Annotated in this window: 18 protein-coding genes; 11 read left to right on the top strand and 7 right to left on the bottom strand. The window is 70.5% G+C overall.

Translation table 11 applies throughout. The features are described 5' to 3' along the window. The first annotated feature begins 59 nt into the window (after positions 1–59). Complete coding sequence (locus ABZX12_RS08920) at positions 60–968, top strand: DUF929 family protein (protein WP_355691241.1); 909 nt, start codon at positions 60–62, stop codon at positions 966–968. Between the two features lie 3 nt (positions 969–971). Beyond that, on the top strand, positions 972–1442 hold the full coding sequence (locus tag ABZX12_RS08915; RefSeq protein ID WP_355691240.1) for a vitamin K epoxide reductase family protein: 471 nt from the start codon (positions 972–974) through the stop codon (positions 1440–1442). Here ABZX12_RS08915 and ABZX12_RS08910 read toward each other — a convergent pair. Then, entirely contained in the window at positions 1437–1937 is a 501-nt protein-coding gene (locus ABZX12_RS08910) for a hypothetical protein (protein WP_355691238.1), read from the bottom strand. The genes ABZX12_RS08915 and ABZX12_RS08910 overlap by 6 nt on opposite strands. 86 nt (positions 1938–2023) lie before the next feature. Between ABZX12_RS08910 and ABZX12_RS08905 the strand changes: the two genes are divergently transcribed. Beyond that, a complete protein-coding gene (locus ABZX12_RS08905; RefSeq protein WP_355691236.1) occupies positions 2024–2686 on the top strand; it encodes a DUF6766 family protein in 663 nt (220 codons plus the stop codon). Beyond that, positions 2686–3303 carry a UdgX family uracil-DNA binding protein gene (locus ABZX12_RS08900; RefSeq protein WP_355691234.1) on the top strand — a complete coding sequence of 206 codons (618 nt, stop codon included), beginning with the start codon at positions 2686–2688 and terminating at the stop codon, positions 3301–3303. Before ABZX12_RS08905 ends, ABZX12_RS08900 begins: the two co-directional genes overlap by 1 nt. Here the strand turns inward: ABZX12_RS08900 and ABZX12_RS08895 are convergent. Continuing rightward, positions 3292–5751, bottom strand: coding sequence for a phosphoketolase family protein (locus tag ABZX12_RS08895; protein ID WP_355691232.1), 2460 nt, complete (start codon positions 5749–5751; stop codon positions 3292–3294). The two genes, ABZX12_RS08900 and ABZX12_RS08895, sit on opposite strands and share 12 nt — an antisense overlap. Before the next feature lie 164 nt (positions 5752–5915). On the opposite strand from ABZX12_RS08895, the gene ABZX12_RS08890 reads away from it, so the two are divergent. Then, positions 5916–8069: a DEAD/DEAH box helicase gene (locus tag ABZX12_RS08890; RefSeq protein ID WP_355691230.1), complete on the top strand. Its 2154-nt coding sequence runs from the start codon at positions 5916–5918 to the stop codon at positions 8067–8069. Position 8070: 1 nt separating this feature from the next. Here the strand turns inward: ABZX12_RS08890 and ABZX12_RS08885 are convergent, their stop codons facing one another. Continuing rightward, entirely contained in the window at positions 8071–8676 is a 606-nt protein-coding gene (locus ABZX12_RS08885) for a DUF1684 domain-containing protein (RefSeq protein WP_355691228.1), read from the bottom strand. 11 nt (positions 8677–8687) lie between these two features. Then, a complete protein-coding gene (locus ABZX12_RS08880; RefSeq protein WP_355691226.1) occupies positions 8688–9347 on the bottom strand; it encodes a transglycosylase SLT domain-containing protein in 660 nt (219 codons plus the stop codon). A gap of 182 nt (positions 9348–9529) precedes the next feature. Here ABZX12_RS08880 and ABZX12_RS08875 point away from each other — a divergent pair, with 182 nt between their 5' ends. After that, a complete protein-coding gene (locus ABZX12_RS08875; RefSeq protein WP_355691225.1) occupies positions 9530–10213 on the top strand; it encodes a GAF and ANTAR domain-containing protein in 684 nt (227 codons plus the stop codon). On the opposite strand, the gene ABZX12_RS08870 is transcribed toward ABZX12_RS08875, so the two are convergent. Next, entirely contained in the window at positions 10210–11160 is a 951-nt protein-coding gene (locus ABZX12_RS08870; protein ID WP_355691223.1) for a helix-turn-helix domain-containing protein, read from the bottom strand. The two genes, ABZX12_RS08875 and ABZX12_RS08870, sit on opposite strands and share 4 nt — an antisense overlap. Before the next feature lie 72 nt (positions 11161–11232). On the opposite strand from ABZX12_RS08870, the gene ABZX12_RS08865 reads away from it, so the two are divergent. From ABZX12_RS08865 to ABZX12_RS08845, 5 genes are all read left to right on the top strand, one after another. Continuing rightward, the gene (locus tag ABZX12_RS08865) at positions 11233–11877 is read left to right on the top strand and encodes a VOC family protein (protein ID WP_355691221.1); all 645 of its coding nucleotides are present in this window, start codon (positions 11233–11235) and stop codon (positions 11875–11877) included. A gap of 15 nt (positions 11878–11892) precedes the next feature. Further along, the gene (locus ABZX12_RS08860; RefSeq protein ID WP_355691220.1) at positions 11893–12627 is read left to right on the top strand and encodes a class I SAM-dependent methyltransferase; all 735 of its coding nucleotides are present in this window, start codon (positions 11893–11895) and stop codon (positions 12625–12627) included. A gap of 91 nt (positions 12628–12718) precedes the next feature. Further along, positions 12719–13294 carry a dihydrofolate reductase family protein gene (locus tag ABZX12_RS08855; RefSeq protein WP_355691219.1) on the top strand — a complete coding sequence of 192 codons (576 nt, stop codon included), beginning with the start codon at positions 12719–12721 and terminating at the stop codon, positions 13292–13294. A gap of 22 nt (positions 13295–13316) precedes the next feature. Next, positions 13317–14915 (top strand): RecQ family ATP-dependent DNA helicase, encoded by a 1599-nt coding sequence (locus tag ABZX12_RS08850; protein ID WP_355691218.1) that lies wholly within the window; start codon positions 13317–13319, stop codon positions 14913–14915. Then, complete coding sequence (locus ABZX12_RS08845) at positions 14912–15484, top strand: GNAT family N-acetyltransferase (RefSeq protein ID WP_355691216.1); 573 nt, start codon at positions 14912–14914, stop codon at positions 15482–15484. The genes ABZX12_RS08850 and ABZX12_RS08845 overlap by 4 nt, the downstream gene beginning before the upstream one ends. Here the strand turns inward: ABZX12_RS08845 and ABZX12_RS08840 are convergent. Together ABZX12_RS08840 and ABZX12_RS08835 are read right to left on the bottom strand one after the other, a co-directional pair. Continuing rightward, positions 15477–17078 carry an alpha-L-arabinofuranosidase C-terminal domain-containing protein gene (locus tag ABZX12_RS08840; protein WP_355691214.1) on the bottom strand — a complete coding sequence of 534 codons (1602 nt, stop codon included), beginning with the start codon at positions 17076–17078 and terminating at the stop codon, positions 15477–15479. The genes ABZX12_RS08845 and ABZX12_RS08840 overlap by 8 nt on opposite strands. Next, positions 17075–18202, bottom strand: a complete 1128-nt coding sequence (locus tag ABZX12_RS08835) for an ROK family protein (RefSeq protein WP_355691212.1) — start codon at positions 18200–18202, stop codon at positions 17075–17077. Before ABZX12_RS08835 ends, ABZX12_RS08840 begins: the two co-directional genes overlap by 4 nt. Positions 18203–18267: the final 65 nt, after the last annotated feature.

Here is an 18267-nt window from a genome sequence, read left to right as displayed (position 1 = left end):
AACTTCCGGGCCTGATGGATAGTTGATCTTCAGGAGCACGGCACGATCAGAGGAGAGTCATGGCACGGCGCGTCGAACAGAAGGCTGCGGCCCGCGAGCGGATCGCGGCGCAGCTGGCCGCCCAGCAGCAGGCGGAGCGACGACGACGCCTCCTGTTCGCGGTCGGCGCGGTCGTCCTGGTCCTGGTGATTGTCGGCGGCCTGGTGACGATCCGCCTGGTCGGCGGCGGCAAGAAGACCGCGACCGGTCCGTCCGGTGCGGCCGACTCCGGGCTGGTCACGGCGCTCTCCTCGATTCCGGACTCGACGTTCGCCGCCGTCGGGAGCGCGGACGTGAAGGCCGCGCCGTCGGCGATCACCGCTCCGGCGCTGACCGCGGGCGGCAAGCCGAAGGTGCTGTACATCGGCGCCGAGTTCTGCCCGTACTGCGCCGCGGAGCGCTGGCCGGTCACGGTCGCGCTGTCCCGCTTCGGGACGTTCAGCAACCTCGGCACCACCCACTCGGCGTCCGAGGACGTCTTCCCGAACACGGCGACGCTGTCGTTCCACGGCTCGACGTACACGAGTCAGTACCTGGCGTTCACCGGCGTCGAGACGACCACGAACGAGATGGTCGGGAACGGGTACAAGCCGCTCGACACCCCGACCGCCGAGGACCAGAAGACGTTCGACACCTACAACAAGCCGCCGTACGTCGAGAGCGACGGGTCGATCCCGTTCATCGACCTCGGCGGCAAGTTCGTCAACTCCGGGGCGACGTACAGCCCGGAGGTGCTCGCCGGGAAGACGCAGGCGCAGATCGCGGACGCGCTGAAGGATCCGTCGAGCCCGATCGCGAAGGCGGTTCTCTCGTCGGCCAACGTCTACACCGCGGCGATCTGCAAGCTGACGAACAACCAGCCGGAGAAGGTCTGCTCGACCGACACGGTGACCGCCGCGGCGGCGAAGCTCGGCAGCGCGAAGGGCTGAGGCGTGGCCAGCACTGCGCAGCAGTCCGCCCGGACGTCGCTCGGCGTGATTCCGTGGGCCACGCTGGCCGTCTCGGTCGCCGGGCTCGCGGTGGCGGCGTACCTCACGTACGAGCACTTCACCGCCGGTTCGACGCTCGCCTGCCCGGACACCGGGGTGGTGAACTGCGCGAAGGTGACCAGCAGCCAGTACTCGACGCTGTTCGGGATCCCGGTCGCGCTGCTCGGCCTCGCCTTCTTCGTCGGCATGACCGCGCTGTCGCTGCCGCCGATGTGGCGTACGTCGTCCCCGTGGCCGGGGCGCCTGCGGCTGGCCGGCGTACTGACCGGTGTCGTGTTCGTCTGCTACCTGATCTGGGCCGAGCTGTTCCGGATCAACGCGATCTGCCTGTGGTGCACGGTCGTCCACGCGCTGACGCTCGTCCTGTTCGCCCTCGTCATCGTCCGCCTGGCGTTGGTGCCGCCGGCGTCATGAATCAGGCTGGGTGACCGTGTAGTCGACGAGCGACACGGTCGTCACGACCCGGCCGTCGGTCCGGCTCTCCTGCTGGATCGGCATCCCGGGCAGGCTGGTGGCGAACCAGAACACCTCGTCGGTCGCGCCGTCACGCACGGTGTACCGCAAGCAGTCGAGATCACCGATCGCGGTCCGGATCCGCTCCGGCTCGATCGTCGTGTCCGCGGCCGGGAACGAGGCGTGACGCTGCAGGTCCAGCCAGGTCGTCGTGAACACCTGCGGGTCGCCGAGCGGGGTGCCGTCGAGCGTCAGCCGCGAGCGCTCCAGCGTGGCGCCGTCCGCGTCGCACTCGAGGTACGTGCTGATCAGCAGGAACGGGTCGGCATCCTCCGAGTCGACACGGCGCGTGATCGACTTCCCCGCCGTCGTCGCGTCCCGGATCTGGGCGGCCGTGAACGGCGTCGGCGCCCGGCCAGGGCCGAGCACGTGCGCGTCCCGCGCGTCAGCTGCCATCCGATGCCTCCCTGGCGACGAATGGAGCCACTGTAGACGTCGTGCGCCGCGTCATGAAACGAGGCGGCACGGGGTACCGGAGCGGCATGCGATGGCTACGACTGCGGGCATTGCTGCTGGCCAACCTGGTGCTGTTCCTCGGGTTCCTGGTCGGACTGGCTTTCGTGGGTCACGCCCAGCAGAACGCCGAGCTCGCCGATCACGGCCGGGCGGCGGAGAGCTTCGGGCAGTACATCGGCTCCTCCTCGTTCGGCGAGGCGGTGTTCGAGAACTGGGAGTCCGAGTTCCTGCAGATGTTCATGTACGTGCTGCTCACGGCGTACCTGGTACAGAAGGGCTCAGCGGAGTCCCGGCCGCTCGACGGACCGGCGCCGCAGGACGAGGACCCGCGCGAGCACCGCACCGACCGGAACGCGCCCTGGGCGGTACGGCACGGCTCCGAGCTGATCCTGAGGCTGTACGAGAACTCGCTGGCGATCGCGTTCGGGGTGGTGTTCCTGCTGTCACTGTGGTTGCACGCGGCAACCGGTGCCGCGGCGTACAGCGAGGAACAGGAATTGCACGGCGGCGCCGCGGTCACGACCTGGTCCTATCTCGGCACGAGTCAGTTCTGGTACGAGTCGCTGCAGAACTGGCAGAGTGAGTTCCTGGCCGTCGCGGCGATCATCGGCGGTTCCATCTACCTGCGGCAGCGGCGCTCGGCGCAGTCCAAGCCCGTCCACGCGCCACACTCGGAGACAGGTGGCTGATGACCAAGTACCCGGGAGCGCAGGAATGGGTCCCGCACGACGGCGGGATGCGGAAGGTCCGTGCCGCGCTCGGCGACTGCCGGGGCTGCGACCTCTGGGAGGACGCCGAGCAGGCGGTGCCCGGCGAGGGGCCGGTGCGGGCCCGGATGATGCTCGTCGGCGAGACACCCGGTGACCACGAGGACAAGGAAGGGCACGTCTTCGTCGGGCCCGCGGGCCACCTGCTCGACAAGGCGCTCGTGGAGGCCGGGATCGACCGGTCGACGGTGTACCTGACGAACGCGGTGAAGCATTTCCGGTTCGAGCGGCAGGGAAAACGGCGGATCCACAAGACGCCGGCCGCCAGTCAGATCACCGCGTGCCATCCGTGGCTGCGGCGCGAGCTGGAGATCGTGAAGCCGTCGCTGGTGGTCGTGATGGGATCGGTGGCCGCGAAGGCCCTGCTCGGCTCGACGTTCCGGGTCACCCAGGAGCGGGGTAGGCGGTTGGAGCTTCCGGGCGGCGGCCTCGCGGTGGCGACCGTGCATCCGTCCGCGGTCGTGCGGTCGGAGGAGTTCCGGCGGGACTTCGGTCGGTTCGTCGACGATCTGCGGGTCGCGGTCGGCCTACTGGACTGACCACCGCCAGCCCCGCACCTCCGGCAGGTCCTCGCCGTACCGGGTGACATAGGCATGATGCCGCGTGCGCTGGTCGATGAAGTACTGCCGCGCAGCCACCGCACGCGACCGCAGCGACGGCACCCGGTCGATCACGTCCATCGCCAGGTGGTACCGGTCGAGGTTGTTGCGGACCACCATGTCGAACGGCGTGGTCGTCGTCCCCTCCTCGAGGTACCCGCGGACGTGCAGGTTGGCGTGGCCGTGCCGCCGGTAGGTGAGGCGGTGGATCAGCCACGGGTAGCCGTGGTAGGCGAAGATCACCGGCTTGTCCGTGGTGAACAGCGCGTCGAAGTCGGCGTCAGGCAGCCCGTGCGGATGCTCGGCGGCGTCCTGCAGGCGCATCAGGTCGACGACGTTCACGACCCGGATCCGCAGGTCCGGGACGTGCTCGCGGAGCAGGTCGACCGCCGCCAGCGTCTCCATCGTCGGCACGTCGCCCGCGCACGCCATCACCACGTCCGGGTCGCCGTCGTCGTTGCTGGCGAAATCCCAGACGCCGACACCCCGGGCGCAGTGCACCGCGGCCTCGTCCCAGGCCAGCCAGTTCGGCTGCGGCTGCTTGCCCGCCACAACGACGTTGATGTAGTTCCGGGTCCGCAGGCAGTGGTCCATCGTGGACAGCAGCGTGTTGGTGTCCGGCGGCAGGTAGACGCGGACGACCTCGGCCTTCTTGTTCACGACATGGTCGATGAAGCCCGGATCCTGGTGCGAGAACCCGTTGTGGTCCTGCCGCCAGACGTGCGACGTGAGCAGGTAGTTCAGCGACGGGATCGGCCGCCGCCACTCGAGCTGGTTGATGGTCTTCAGCCACTTCGCGTGCTGGTTGACCATCGAGTCGACGATGTGGACGAACGCCTCGTACGACGAGAACAGGCCGTGCCGCCCGGTGAGCAGGTACCCCTCCAACCAGCCCTGACAGGTGTGTTCGCTGAGGATCTCCAGCACCCGGCCGTCCGGTCCGAGGTTGCGGTCGGTGTCGCGCCGCTCGGCGAGCCACAGCTTGTCCGTCTCCTCGTAGACCGCGCCCAGCCGGTTCGACTCGGTCTCGTCCGGCCCGAACAATCGCAGGATGCCCGGGTTCCGCCGGAAGGCGTCCCGCAGGAACGTGCCGAAGACCTTCGTCGGCTCCCCGTCCTCGGCGCCCGGCGCTTTCACCGGTACGGCGTACTCCTCGACCGGCGGCAGCTCGAGGTCGCGGCTCAGGAGGCCGCCGTTGGCGTGCGGGTTGGACCCCATCCGCAGCCGCTCCCCCGGCGCGAGCTCGACCAGCTCCGGGACCGGACGCCCGTCGTCGTCGAACAGCTCCTCGGGCCGGTAGCTGCGGAGCCAGTCCTCCAGTTGCCGGAGGTGGTCCTCGTTCGTCCGTACACCGGACAGCGGCACCTGATGCGACCGCCAGGTGTCCTCGACCTGCTCGCCGTCCACGGTCTGCGGACCGGTCCATCCCTTCGGTGTCTTCAGCACGATCATCGGCCAGGCGGGCCGCGGCCGCGCGTCGTCCGCCGAGCGTGCCTCGCGCTGGATCTCGTCGATCCGGTCCAGGCAGGCGTCCAGGGTCGCCGCCAGCGCCTGGTGGACCGCGGCCGGCTCGGACCCTTCGACCAGGTACGGCTCGTACCCGTAGCCCCGCATCAGGGCGGTCAGCTCCTCCTCGCCGATCCGGGCGAGCACCGTCGGATTCGCGATCTTGTATCCGTTCAGGTGCAGGATCGGCAGGACGGCGCCGTCGCGCGCCGGGTTCAGGAACTTGTTCGAGTGCCAGGACGCCGCCAGCGGACCGGTCTCCGCCTCGCCGTCGCCGACGACGCAGGTCACGACGAGGTCCGGGTTGTCCGCGGCCGCGCCGTACGCGTGACTCAGCGAGTAGCCCAGCTCGCCGCCCTCGTTGATCGACCCCGGCACGTCGGCCGCCACGTGACTCGGGACACCTCCCGGGAACGAGAACTGCTTGAACAGCCGCCCCATCCCGGCCTCGTCCAGCGTGGTGTTCGGGTACGCCGCCGTCCAGCTCCCCTCCAGCCAGGTGTTGGCCACCAGCGCCGGGCCGCCGTGGCCCGGGCCGGTCACGAACAGCATCTCCCGGTCCCGCTGCCGGATCACCCGGTTCAGGTGCGCGTAGATCAGGTTCAGCCCGGGCGTCGTGCCCCAGTGGCCGAGCAGCCGCGGCTTGATGTGCTCGGGTCGCAACGGCTCCCGGAGCAGCGGATTGGCGAGCAGATAGATCTGCCCGACGGACAGATAGTTGGCCGCGCGCCAATACGCGTCGATGCCCTCGAGTTCGTCGTCACTCAGTGCCTTGGCCTCGATCCGGTCCACGGTCGCCTCTCGGGATTCGCCGACGATCTTCGTGCGCCAGCACTGGTACCCGGTGCCGGTCTCCAACAATCGGGAGAGTGCGGGTAGCATGGTTTCTCGATCGCGCACACAGGAGCGGTGCATTCTGAGCCGCGTTCCTGGAGGACCCTCTGAACGGCCCTCTGGACGACACCGGGTGGCATCTCGTCGGCGGGTCGGTCCTCGCGTGGTCCGGTATTCCGTCACGGCTCCGCCGTGGCACGACACAGGAGGAAATGTTGGCCCGACGAGGTCAGCGCCAGCCCGGCGCTACCCGTTCCGCTCCCCGTCGCCGGCGCCGTGTCCGCGACGGCGAGTCCGACGGTCTGATCCAGGTCCTCGCGCAGGCCGTACGCGAGGTCGAGGGAGCTGTCACCCGCGGTGCGATCAAGCCCTCGATCCGGACGAAGTTCCAGGTCGTCGCCCTGCTGGTCCGCGAGGAGCGGGCCCGGGTGAACGGCGACGGATCCGCCACCGAGGCGTACCGCACCGAGCAGCTGCGGCGGCTCGACGGGATCGCGACGATCCTGGCCAAGACCGCCGCCCTGGAGCCCTCGCTGCTCGGCCTGCTGGCCGAGGACGCGGTGATCTCCGAGGCCGCGGCCGCGCTCCGGCGGCAGATGCTCGAGGACGCCGGCATGGAGGCGCCGGAGGAGCCGGAGCCGGAGCAGCCCGTCGCTGCCCCGGAGACCCAGACCCGGCGGGTCGTGCCGCAGGCGGTCGTCTCCCGGCAGCTCGCCAACCCGTTCCTCGCCCCGGACTTCTCCAACGTCTCGTCCCGGCCGGCCCGGCCGAGCCGCCTGGGCGGATGGGAGCTGATCGGTCCGTTGCTGCGCTCGTTCGAGCACGCTTCGGCGTCGGCGAGCATGAGCCTGCCCGACCCGACCTCGCTCCGGCTGTCCGGCGGGATCGACAGCCTGCGCCTGCGCGGCCTGGAGCTGATGCCGCACCAGGCCCGGCTGATCGCGGCCGCCGCGGCCGGTCACCGGACGTTCCTGCTCGCCGACGAGCCCGGCCTGGGCAAGACCGCCCAGGCGCTGCTCGCCGCCCAGGCCGCCGACGCCTACCCGCTGCTGGCCGTCGTGCCGAACGTCGTGAAGACGAACTGGGCGCGCGAGGCCGGTCTCTGGACGCCACGCAAGACCCCGACCGTGATCCACGGCGACGGTGACACGATCGACGGCTTCGCAGACATCGTGGTGGTGAACTACGAGGTGCTCGACCGGCACGTCGGCTGGCTCGGCGACCTCGGGTTCCGCGGCATGGTGGTGGACGAGGCGCACTTCATCAAGAACAAGAAGTCCCAACGGTCGCGGAACGTGCTCGAGCTGTCGGACCGGATCCGGTCCCGGACCGCGCGGCCGCTGCTGATGGCGCTCACCGGTACACCGCTGATCAACTCGATCGAGGACTTCACCGCGATCTGGGAGTTCCTCGGCTGGATCGACGAGAAGGCGCCGCGCGCCGAGCTGATGGACAAGCTCGACGACACCGACCTGACGCCGGCCGATCCCGGCTTCGCCGCGGCCGCCCGGGCCAGCGTGATCGACATGGGCATCGTCCGCCGCCGCAAGGTAGATGTCGCCGCCGACATCCCGGCGCGCCGGATCGCCGACCTGCCGGTCGAGCTGGACGGCGCCGTCGGCCGCTCGATCCGGGACGCCGAGCGGGAGCTGGCCGACCGGCTCGTCGCGCGCTACCGGACCGCGCTCGAGACGCGCCGGCTGGGTATCGTCGTGGACGGTATCGACCACGACCTGGTGCGCCAGGTGGCCGGCTGGGAGCGGGCCGAGATGGCGACCAAGAAGACCGGCGACAACGTGTTCAGCCTGTTCCGCCGGATCGGCCAGGCCAAGGCCGGCCTGGCCGCCGACTACGCGGCACAGCTCGCCCAGAACGTCGGCAAGGTGGTGTTCTTCGCCCGTCACATCGAGGTGATGGACACCGCCGAGGAGCTCTTCGCCGAGCGCGGCATCCGGTACTCGTCGATCCGCGGCGACCAGACCGCGCGCACCCGGCAGAAGAACATCGACGCGTTCGTCAACGATCCGGACGTGGCGATCGCGGTCTGCTCGCTGCTCACCGCCGGCGTCGGCCTGAACCTGCAGGTCTCGTCGAACGTCGTCCTCGCCGAGCTGTCCTGGACGAACGCCGAGCAGACCCAGGCGATCGACCGGGTGCACCGGATCGGCCAGGACGAGCCGGTCACCGCGTGGCGGATCATCGCCGCGCAGACCATCGACACCCGGGTCGCGGACCTGATCGACGCCAAGGCCGGCCTGGCCGCGATGGCGCTCGACGGCTCCGACGAAGAGGTCGGCTCCTCGGCCGACTTCCAGCTCGAGGCGCTGGTCGCCCTGCTGACCCGGGCACTGGAGGCCGCGGCCTGATTCAGCCTGCCAGCTCCCCCACCGGCAACTCGACACCCAGCGTGTTGGTTGCCGGTGCGAGGGGGCAGGTCCAGTCCGGGCTGTAGGCGCACGACGGGTTGTAGGCGAAGTTCAGGTCGACCACGAACCGGCCGGTGCCGAGGTCACCGCCCAGGTCGGCGCCCTTGACCGTGTCGATCAGGTAGCGGCCGCCGCCGTACGTCGCGCTGTTCGGGTCCTTGACCGGGACGAACAGGCCGCCGCCGTACGACTCCAGCCACCACACGTCGAGGTCGCCGATCGGAAGGTGCAGGACGCCGACGCGGGAGAACGGGATGACGCCGTCGGTCGCCGAGACGAACTCCCAGTTGTGCGGTTTCACGTCGGTGTCGACGGCCGCTTCGAAGCGGTACTGCGGGTCGTACGGCGCGACGGGCGCGCCGGAATACCCGGCGCGCTGTTCGACCGGGACCGGTGAGGCGGGGTGATTTCTCAGCAGTTCGTCGCGGGTGGCCTGCCACCGGGGGTGCGCCGCGGCGGGGTCGGTCTCGGCGCGGACGGCTCGGTACAGCGCGAAGACCTGTTGGCGCCAGTCGGCGACGGCCAGGGTGGGTGCTGCGAAGGTCACAGGGGCTCCTGTCAGCTCTCGAGGGCTTCGGCGGACTTCGCCCAGTTGCCGTGCAGGCGGTCGAGGTACGACTGCGCCTGCGCACCGGCTTTGCGGCCGCGGGCGAAGATCCGCATGTTGCCGCCGCCCGCGTTGTAGCCGAGGGCAAGCAACTCGTCCGTGGTGTAGAGGTCCGCGCGGTCGGCAGGCAGCCGTCGCGCGAGATCGTGCAGGTGCCAGGCCGCGGCCTGGATCGCCAGCGCGGGGTTGTCGGGCAGCTCCTCCCACTTCCGCTTCGCGAACGGACGGCCGCGTTTGGTCTCGTCGAACGCGGGCTTGTGCATGTTCGCGATCCCGAACGCCGGGTCCGAGTCGACCTCGGCCCACTGCCGCTCGAACGTCGGGTCGTGCGGCTTGTACGACTCGTTGTACAAGATTGCCATCAGCAACTGTGGGTTGATCCCGGCCTGTCTGGCGTAGCGCCGGACGTCGGCGGCGAAGTGCGCCGGGTCGTAGTCGTCGTACCAGGGTTTCGAGGTCGTGGCCGTCGGCTCGGCGGGAACCGTCTTGCTGACGGTGGGTACCGGTGCGGTCACCGGCTTGGTGGTGCCGCCGTCGTCCGAGCAGGCCGCCCACACCCCCGCCACGAAGACCCCGACCGCGACCCACGTCCACCGCTTCGCCACCTGCACCCCTCAAACCTAGCCGTACGGCGAACACCGGCCTGTCCACAGAACGCAAATTGTGCGGGAAACGGGACAGACCGCAGCGAAACCGGTCATAGCAGCCGCATGATGTGACCACGGCAGCCCGACGGCGGCCAGCCCCCGCCGGACCGCCAGGAGACGATGAACTGATGGCCATGATCGACCCGATGAGCGACACGACTGCCTCGGACTTCGCGCGCCTCGCCCTCGAGCTCCACGACGCCGCGAGCGTCGAGGAGACCGTCGACGCCGTGGTGCAGTTCGCCCTCCAGGCCCTGAACTGCACCTACGCCGGAGTCGCGTTCGCGACCCGCGGCGCGCGTGCGCAGGTCGCCGCCGTCACCGACCCGGTCGTCGCCGAGATCTTCGAGCTCCAGATCGGCAGCCAGAACGGTCCCCTGGTCGAGTCTTTGCAGAGTCACGCGCCGGTCCTGATCCGGGACACCGGCGCCGACGACCGCTGGCCGGTGTGGGCCGAGAAGGTCGCGGCGCTCGGGGTCCGCAGCGTCCTCGACGTACCGATGGTGACGGGCGCGGCGTCCCGCCGCGCGGTCGGTGTGCTCGGGCTGTACAGCCTGGACCCCGACGCGTTCGGGCCTGACGACGAAGCGGTCGCGCACATCCTGGCCCGGCACGCGTCCGTCGCGCTGGCGTCGGCGCGGCACGAGGAGTCACTCGCCCAGGCGATCGACGCCCGCAAACTCGTCGGGCAGGCGATGGGCATCCTGATGGAGCGCTTCGACATGGACGCCGACCGCGCCTTCGCCGTCCTCAAGCGCTACTCGCAGGACACCAACACCAAGCTCCGGGACGTCGCCCAGCAGCTCATCGACACCCGGAAGCTTCCCTAACGCGCCAGGGTCGTGCTCGGCAGTTCGCCGTACTGCTCGCGGTACGCGGCGGTCATCCGGCCGTGGTGGTGGAAGCCCCACCGAGCAGCCACTGCCACAACCGTCTGCTGCGACGGGTCGGCGGCCACGAGCTCCGCACGCACCTGCTCCAGCCGCAGCTGACGTAGGTAGGCCAGCGGTGTCGTCCCGAGGTGCCGCTGGAAGGCCGTCTGGAGCGCACGCACGGTGACGCCGGCCGCCGCCGCGATATCGGCGATCGCGAGCGCCTGGTCGAGGTTCGACTCCATGAACGTGAGCGCCCGGCGGACCGTCGTCGGCCGCGCGTCCCGGCTGTCGGCGCCGACCTGCTGAGGGTCGGCGTCGGCCGTGTTCGGGAACGCGGCGAGGACGGTCGAGGCGAGCAGCTGCGAGACGGACGCGAGCACGAGCGGCGAGTTCTGGGCGGCCGCGTTGGGCAGCGTGTCGGCGAGGTAGGCGATCGTCTGCGACAGTTGGCGGGCAGCCTGGCGGGACCGCGGCCGGTGGGCGAGCAGCCGCACCGGCCCGTTGATCTTCCGGCCGACACCGGCCACCCGGGTCAGCAGCGCCGGGTCGAACATCGTGATGCTGTACGAGGACGTGTGGATCTTCCCGGCGTACGGCCGGTCCGGCGGCGCGAACGACACCAGGTCCCCCGGCTGGAACGCGTCCTCCCAGCCGTCGGTCGCGTGGTCCGTGATGCGGCCGGTGTACACCTCGCACAGGCAGATCTTGCCGAGCGGGTCGGCGTCGTAGCTCATCTCGAACCCGATGTCGATCCGGTCGACGGTGATCGACTCGGCGGCCGCCCGCGCGATCCGCGTCCGCACGCCGGCCGGGCCGCCGCCGATCTGCATCTTCGTGTACGCCCGGTTCAGGAATTCCTCGGTCCGACCGAGGTCCCGGCTCTCGAACACCAGTGACTCCATGGCCCCATCCTGCACGCCACCGCCACTCGTTGGCGATCGTCACGTTTGGAAAGCGCTTGCTACTGTTGTGCGGTGATCTATGAGCTGAACCATGTCGGCGGTCGGGTGCGGGATCTCGAGGCGAGTCTGGCGTTCTACGGCGGGCTCGGGGCGGAGGTGGTCGACCGGTTGTTCATGGAGGGCCCAGGCGTGCACCGGGTGCACATCCAGCTGGCGACCGGCCTGGTCGAGCTGCTGCACCACGAGGAGCCCGACGCGCAGGCGTCGTACGGGCTGAACCACATCGGCTTCATGACCGACGACCTCGACGGCGACTACGCGCGGCTGACGGCGCTCGGGTACGCCGAGATCTCGTCGCCGCGGGTGGCCGGCAGCGGACAAGGGCGGCTGGCGTTCCTGTCCGACCCGAACGGCGTTCGCGTCGAGCTTCTGCAGCGCTCGGAGGAGTTCCGTGTCGCGCCGATCACGGCCGGCCCGCTCCAGGCGTTCAAGCACATTGCCGTCGCGGCCCCCGACCTGGAGGCGGCGGCCGAGTTCTACGGCACGCATCTCGGCATGGAGCACGTCGGCGAGAACACCTTCCGCCTCGGCGCCGACACACTCGAGCTCGCACCCCCGCCGGCCGCCTCGATCGCCCACCTGGCCTTCGCAACGACCGCCCCAGGGCCTGACACCCAGGACCCCGACGGGAACTCGATTCGGTTCGTCCCTGCCTGATCTAGCCTTGGCGGCGTGTTCGACTACGACGCCGAGATGCGGTTCCTGCAGGGACGGTTCAGAGCCGCCTGCGGCGTGCGGGGCGGGGATCGAGTGCTGGACGTCGGGTGTGGGGGCGGGCAGACGACCCGTGAGGCAGCCGCGGATGCCGCACCCGGGCACGTGGTGGGTGTGGACGTGTCCGAGCGGATGCTCGAGCACGCCCGGCAGCACACCTCGGACGAGCACGTCAGCTATCTGCTCGCGGACGCCGCCACGTACGACTTCGGGGCGGCCACCTTCGACGTGTGCATCAGCCGGTTCGGGGTGATGTTCTTCGCGGATCCGGTGGGCGCCTTCCGGAACCTGCGGCGGGCCCTGCGGCCGGGCGGGCGGCTCGTGGTCATGGTCTGGCAGCCGCGGGCTGCCAACGAGTGGGCGCGGGTGATTCCGGAAACCATCGGCGGCGACTTCCGCGACGAGTCGCCGTTCACGCTCGGCGACCCGGCTGTCGTGCGGGAGGTGCTCACGTCCGCGGGCTTCTCTGAACCGACCTTCACCGCAGTCAACGAGCAGCTGTACTACGGAGCCGACGTCGAGTCGGCGTACCAGAACGTCCTCCGGCTCCGCGAGCCGCAGGCCCTGCTCGCGGAGCTCGCCCCTGGCGAGGCCGACCACGCCCGGGCCGCGTTGCGTGCGATGCTCTCCGCGCACGACAGCGGTGACGGGGTCCTCTTCGACTCCGCGGCCTGGATCGTCAGCACGATGTGACCGGCGTCACATTTCGCGGGTGTCGAGTGCTTCGGCACCCGCACGACGCACAGGCACAAGCACCACACACCACTGATCCAAGGAGCTTCAGATGCGTTCCCTCATCACCACCGCGTTCATCTCCCTCGACGGCGTCGTGGAGGGCCCCGGCGGCGAGCCCGGCTACCGCAACTCCGGCTGGACCTTCAAGGACATCGCGTTCGAGGAGGCGGCGTACGCGCTCAAGGGCGAGGAGCAGACCGAGGCCACCGCGCTCCTGCTCGGCCGGGTCAGCTACCAGGCGTTCTCACCGGTCTGGCCGGGGATGACGCAGGAGTTCGCCGGCTACAACGCGATGCCGAAGTACGTCGTGTCGACCACGCTGCAGGACAGCGACCTCGTGACGAACTGGGGCCAGACCACCATCCTCCGGTCCCTCGACGACGTCGCGGCGCTGAAGGAGACCGACGGCGGGCCGATCATCGTCAACGGCAGCGCGACGCTCAACCGCAACCTGTCCGACGCGGGCCTGATCGACCAGTACAACCTGCTCGTGTTCCCGGTCCTGCTCGGCGCCGGCAAGCGCCTGTTCAGCGACGCCGACCGCGACAAGACCAACCTCGAACTCGTCTCCAGCGAGTCCTACAAGAACGGCATCCAGAAGCTGGTCTACTCCGTCCAGCACTGATCGCTGTACTACGGTTCGGGGCATGGGTGTCGACGTCGTAGCACTCGCCCGCGAGCGGCTGGGGTTCGAGTCCCTGCGGGCCGGCCAGGAGGACGCCGTACGGTCTGTGCTGGACGGGCGGGATGTGCTTGCCGTCCTGGCCACGGGCACCGGGAAGACCGCGATCTACCAGTTGGCCGGCCTGGCGCTCGGCGGAGTGACTGTGGTGGTCAGCCCGCTGGTGGCGTTGCAGCGGGACCAGCTAAGGGCGTTGCGGCCGGCCGGTGTCGAGGTCGCGGAACTGAACGCGATCGATCGCGCCGGCCGGCACGCCGCCCACGAGCTGCTGACGAGCAACCGGCCGGGGTTCGTGCTGCTCTCCCCCGAGCAGCTGACGCATCCCGACGTACTGGAGTTGCTCGCCGCGTCCCGGCCGACGCTGGTGGCCGTCGACGAGGCACATCTGGTCAGCGAGTGGGGTGCGGACTTCCGGCCGGACTACCTGCGGCTCGCGGCCGCGATCCGCGCGATGGGACGTCCGCCGGTGCTCGCGCTCACGGCGACCGCCGCGCCGCCGGTCCGCAAGGAGATCGTGCATCGCCTGGAGCTGAACGAACCCGCCGTCGTGGTCGGCGGGTTCGACCGCCCCAACCTCAACCTCGCCGTGTTCGCCTTCGCCGACGACGACACGAAGAACCGCCGGCTGCTCAGCCACGTCCGCTCGTCGCGCGGGCCGGGCATCGTGTACGTCGGCACGCATCGGCATGCCGAGGAGCTCGCGCACGAGCTCGGCACAGCCGGCGTCGCCGCGCAGGCGTACCACGCCGGGCTGCCGGCCAAGCAGCGCCGCGAGGTGCAGGACACCTTTCTCGCCGGCGGCTGCCGGGTCGTGGTCGCCACGATCGCGTTCGGGATGGGGATCGACAAACCGGACATCCGCTGGGTCAGCCACGCCGAGGCGCCGGCGTCGGTCGACGCGTACTACCAGGAGATCGGCCGCGCCGGGCGGGACGGCGAACCGGCCGACATCGAGCTGTTCTTCCGGCACGCCGACCTCGGCCTGAACCGTTTCTTCGCCTCCGGCGGCGTCACCGACGAGGACCTGCTCGCGGTCGCCACCGCGATCCACGACCACCGGCCGCAGGACGTCGCCGCGCTGGCCCAGGCCACCGGACTGAGCACGGCCCGGGTCGAGCGTGCCCTCGGCCGGCTGACCGACGCCCGCGTCGTCGCCGTCGGCCATCAGTTCCGTCTGACCGGCCCGGTGGACGCTGCTGTCGCCGCGGCCTCGGCGGTCGAGCACGACCGTCGCGAGGTGGCCCGCTCCCGCGTGGAGATGATGGCCGGCTACGCGGAGTACGGCGGGTGCCGTCGCGAATGGCTGCTCAGCTACTTCGGCGAGCGGTACGACGGCCCGTGCGGCAACTGTGACAACGACCTCGCGGGCCGGACCGCGGCGCCGCCCGAGGACCAGCCGTTTCCGGTCGGCAGCCGAGTCGTGCATCGCGCGTTCGGGGCCGGGCTGGTCGAGCACTACGACGGCACGGCGATGACGGTCCTGTTCGACCGGGTCGGCTACAAGGAGCTGCGGACGGCGTTCATGATCCACAACCAGCTTCTGCAGGCCGAGGTGGCGCCATGAGTATCGGCGTACGGCCGGCCAGTGTCTTCGAGGACGTGCGGGCGGTGATCGGGCCGAAGTCGCCGACGGCCAACGTCTGCTTCTGCCTCAGCTACCGCATCCCGTCCAAGCTCAACAACGCGCTGCGCGGCCCGGAACGCGCCGAGTACGTCGCGGGCCTGTGCGCGGCGACGCCGGCACCCGGCGTGCTCGCGTACGACGGTGACACGCCGGTCGGCTGGGCCGCGATCGCACCGCGCGCGGAAACGACCTTCGCCCGCAACCGGAAGATCCCGCACGTGGACGACCTGCCGGTGTGGTCGTTGTGGTGTGTCCGGGTCCGGCCGGGTCATCGCGGTCAGGGGATCTCGCACGCGCTGATCGCCGGCGCCGTCGACTTCGCCCGCGCGAACGGAGCGCCGGCCGTCGAGGCCTATCCGCTCGACAACGGTGGCAGCAAGGTCGATCTGACGATGGCGTACGCCGGTATCCGCAAGAACTTCGAGCGCGCCGGGTTCACCAAGGCCGCAGACACTACGTCGACACTGGCCGGGCATCCACGCATCCTGATGCGCCTCGACCTCAGCTGATATCGAAGCGCAGCACGGTGATGCTGTGCGGCGGGAAGTCGTAGCCGCCGTCCACCAGCTCGGTGGTTCCCAGGTCCCGCAGGCTGACGGCGTCGGGTGTGGTGAGCGTGTTGGTCGCGAGCACGTCGTCCGCGCTCAACTGCGTCACCGCTGCTCGGGCCGGAAGCCGGCCGCCGCCGAGCGTCAGGGCGGCGCGGATCGCCGTGTCGCGGTGGCGGTTGATGACGGCGACTCGGAGCGAGCGGCCGTCGGTCGTCTGCGTCGCGGAGACGTCGAGGTCCGGGACGGTCGCCGGGTAGCTGCGGAACTCGCCCCGGCGATCGCGCTCGTCCCCCTGCCGTACGGCGGTCAGTCTGCCGGGCGACCGGACGTCGGCGGACAGCGCGACCGGGCCGAGGTGGTTCTGGTACAGGTCCCAGACGTGGTAGGTCGCCGCGCGCACCGCGCCGGCGGGCCGCGCGACGATGACGCCGTTCGCGTTGAGCAGGTTCACCGTGTTCGCCATCGCGACCGGGACCTCACGGCCGCCGGCGCGGTGCAGGGCGTGGAAGACACCGGCGTAGAAGAGCGCATCGGCGAGCGTTCTCGGGCTCCACCGGTTCACCCGGTGCGCCGGCGCGGTCGGCAGGCCGTCGACGTCGCGCGCGACCGTGCCGCCGTCGTCCGACGGCTGCGGGTCCGGCCAGGCGGCAGGCTCGACGTGCCGGATGTTCCACTCGTCGAGCGACAACGCGAGCGGGCGGTCCCCGGCGAAACGCTCGACCAGGTCGGAGTACTCGACGATCTGCTGCTCGAAATAGAGCGACTGGGCAACGATCGCTTCGTATTCCGCGGCGCCGTCGACCAGCTGCGTCGTCGCGCCGTACAGGTGGAACGACAGGTAGTCGATCTGGTCGCCGACAGCCCCTAGTACGGTCTCGGTCCAGCCGTCCCGGTCGTCGGTCTTCCCGACCGCGACGAACTTCAGCGACGGGTCGACGGCTCGCATGAAGCGGGCGTGCTCGGCCGCGTCGGCGGCGTACGCGGCGGCGGTGCGGTGCCCCATCTGCCAGTCGCCGTACACCTCGTTGCCGAGGCCCCAGTACTTCACGCCGTACGGCGCCGGGTGCCCGTTGCGGGCGCGCTGCCGGGTGTACTCGGTGTCGCCGCCGTAGTTGGTGTACTCGACCCAGCGGACCGCGTCGTCGACGTCCCGGCAGCTGTGGGCGAGATACGGCTCGGTCCCGACCTCGGCGCACCAGGCGAGGAACTCGTCCGTGCCGAACCGGTTGGTCTCCTCCGAGCCCCAGGCCGGCTCGAGCCGCCGCGGGCGGGACTCACGCGGGCCGACGCCGTCCTCCCAGTGGTACGGCGAGGTGAAGTTGCCGCCCGGCCAGCGGACCACCGGGAGCCCGAGTTCGCGGCAGAGCCCGATCACGTCGCTGCGCAGGCCGTTGCGCGCGCCGTCTCCGCCGTACGCCAGCGGCGAGCCCTCGTCGAACACGCCGCCCTCGATGTTGCCGAAGAACGCGGACTCCAGGAAGTGCCCGTAGATCATCGGGTCGATGGTGTGGCGCCGGTCGCGGTGGATGTCGATCGTGGCGGCAGCTGTCACGGGCGGGAGGCCTCCTGCGGTGTTGTCGTGAGGACGAGGGCGATGCCGCCGCGGGCCGCGGCGTCGGGACCGAGCGCCGCGCGGGTGATTCGCGCGGTCCGGCGGACCTGACTGTGGGTGTACCGGCCGAACGCCGCTCGCAACGGGGCGAACAGGTGGTCGCCGGTGTCGGCCAGCTCCCCGCCGACCACGACGACCTCTGGGTTGACCGTGTTGCAGGCGGCTGCCAGCACTTCGCCGATCCGCGCGCCGGCTTCGGCCAAGACCTCATGAGCCCCGGCATCGCGCGCTTCGAGAACGTCTGTGCATCGCTCTTGCAGGGTCGTCAACGAGACGTACCGTTCGAGGCAGCCCCGGCCGCCGCACTGACATGCCGGTCCGTCGCGATCCACGCTGATGTGCCCGAGCTCCCCCGCCGCGCCGCCTGCGCCCGCGAACAGCCGTCCGCCGAGCACCAGCCCGCCGCCGACGCCGTACGACAGCCGCAGATACAACGCGCTGCTCACACCGGCGCCGGCGCCCCAGACCGCCTCGGCCAGCGCAGCCAGACGGGTGTTGTTGTCGACGAACACCGGTACGTCGAAACGCGCGCCGAGAGTGTCGCGCACCAAGTCCGCACCCGGCTCCGGCCGGCTCGCATCGCCCGTCACCGGCCCGACGATGCCGACCCCGACTCCGGCCAGCGCGGCCAGAGAGATCTCGTGCCTGCTGGTCAGGTCGTCGACCAGGTCGAGCGCAAGCTCCAGGCGGCGCGCCGACGGCGTCCGTTCCGCACAGGCGACCGCGTCCGAGGCGACCACCTCGTGCGCGACGTTCGCGATCGTCACCTGGACGCCGCGGTGGCCGAGGTCCATACCGAGCGCGAGCCCGCCGGCCGGGTTCAGCGTGAGCATCGAGACGGGCCGTCCACGCCCCCGACCGGTGGTCGCCTCCTCGCTCGTCTCCGTCAGGGCCTGCCGGCCCAGCAACGTCTGGACGATCGACGAGAGCGTCGCGCGCGACAGGTTCGTCTGCTCGACGAGTTGGGCGCGGGTCAGCGCGCCCCGGGTGCGGAGTGCGCTGAGCACTCGTTCCTCGTGTGTCTCCCGGAGCAGCCGCAGCGGCCCGGACGGTTCCGTCCCCACGGCACCCGACTCTGTCCGGCACGCCCTCTTTTTGTCAATGCTCCAGATTTAATAGACTGGTCCGC

The sequence above is a fragment of the Kribbella sp. NPDC003505 genome (assembly GCF_040610875.1).
Classification (GTDB): Bacteria; Actinomycetota; Actinomycetes; order Propionibacteriales; family Kribbellaceae; genus Kribbella.
The sequence above is the reverse complement of the archived record's forward strand: the minus strand, read 5'-3'. Positions and strand labels throughout refer to the sequence as shown.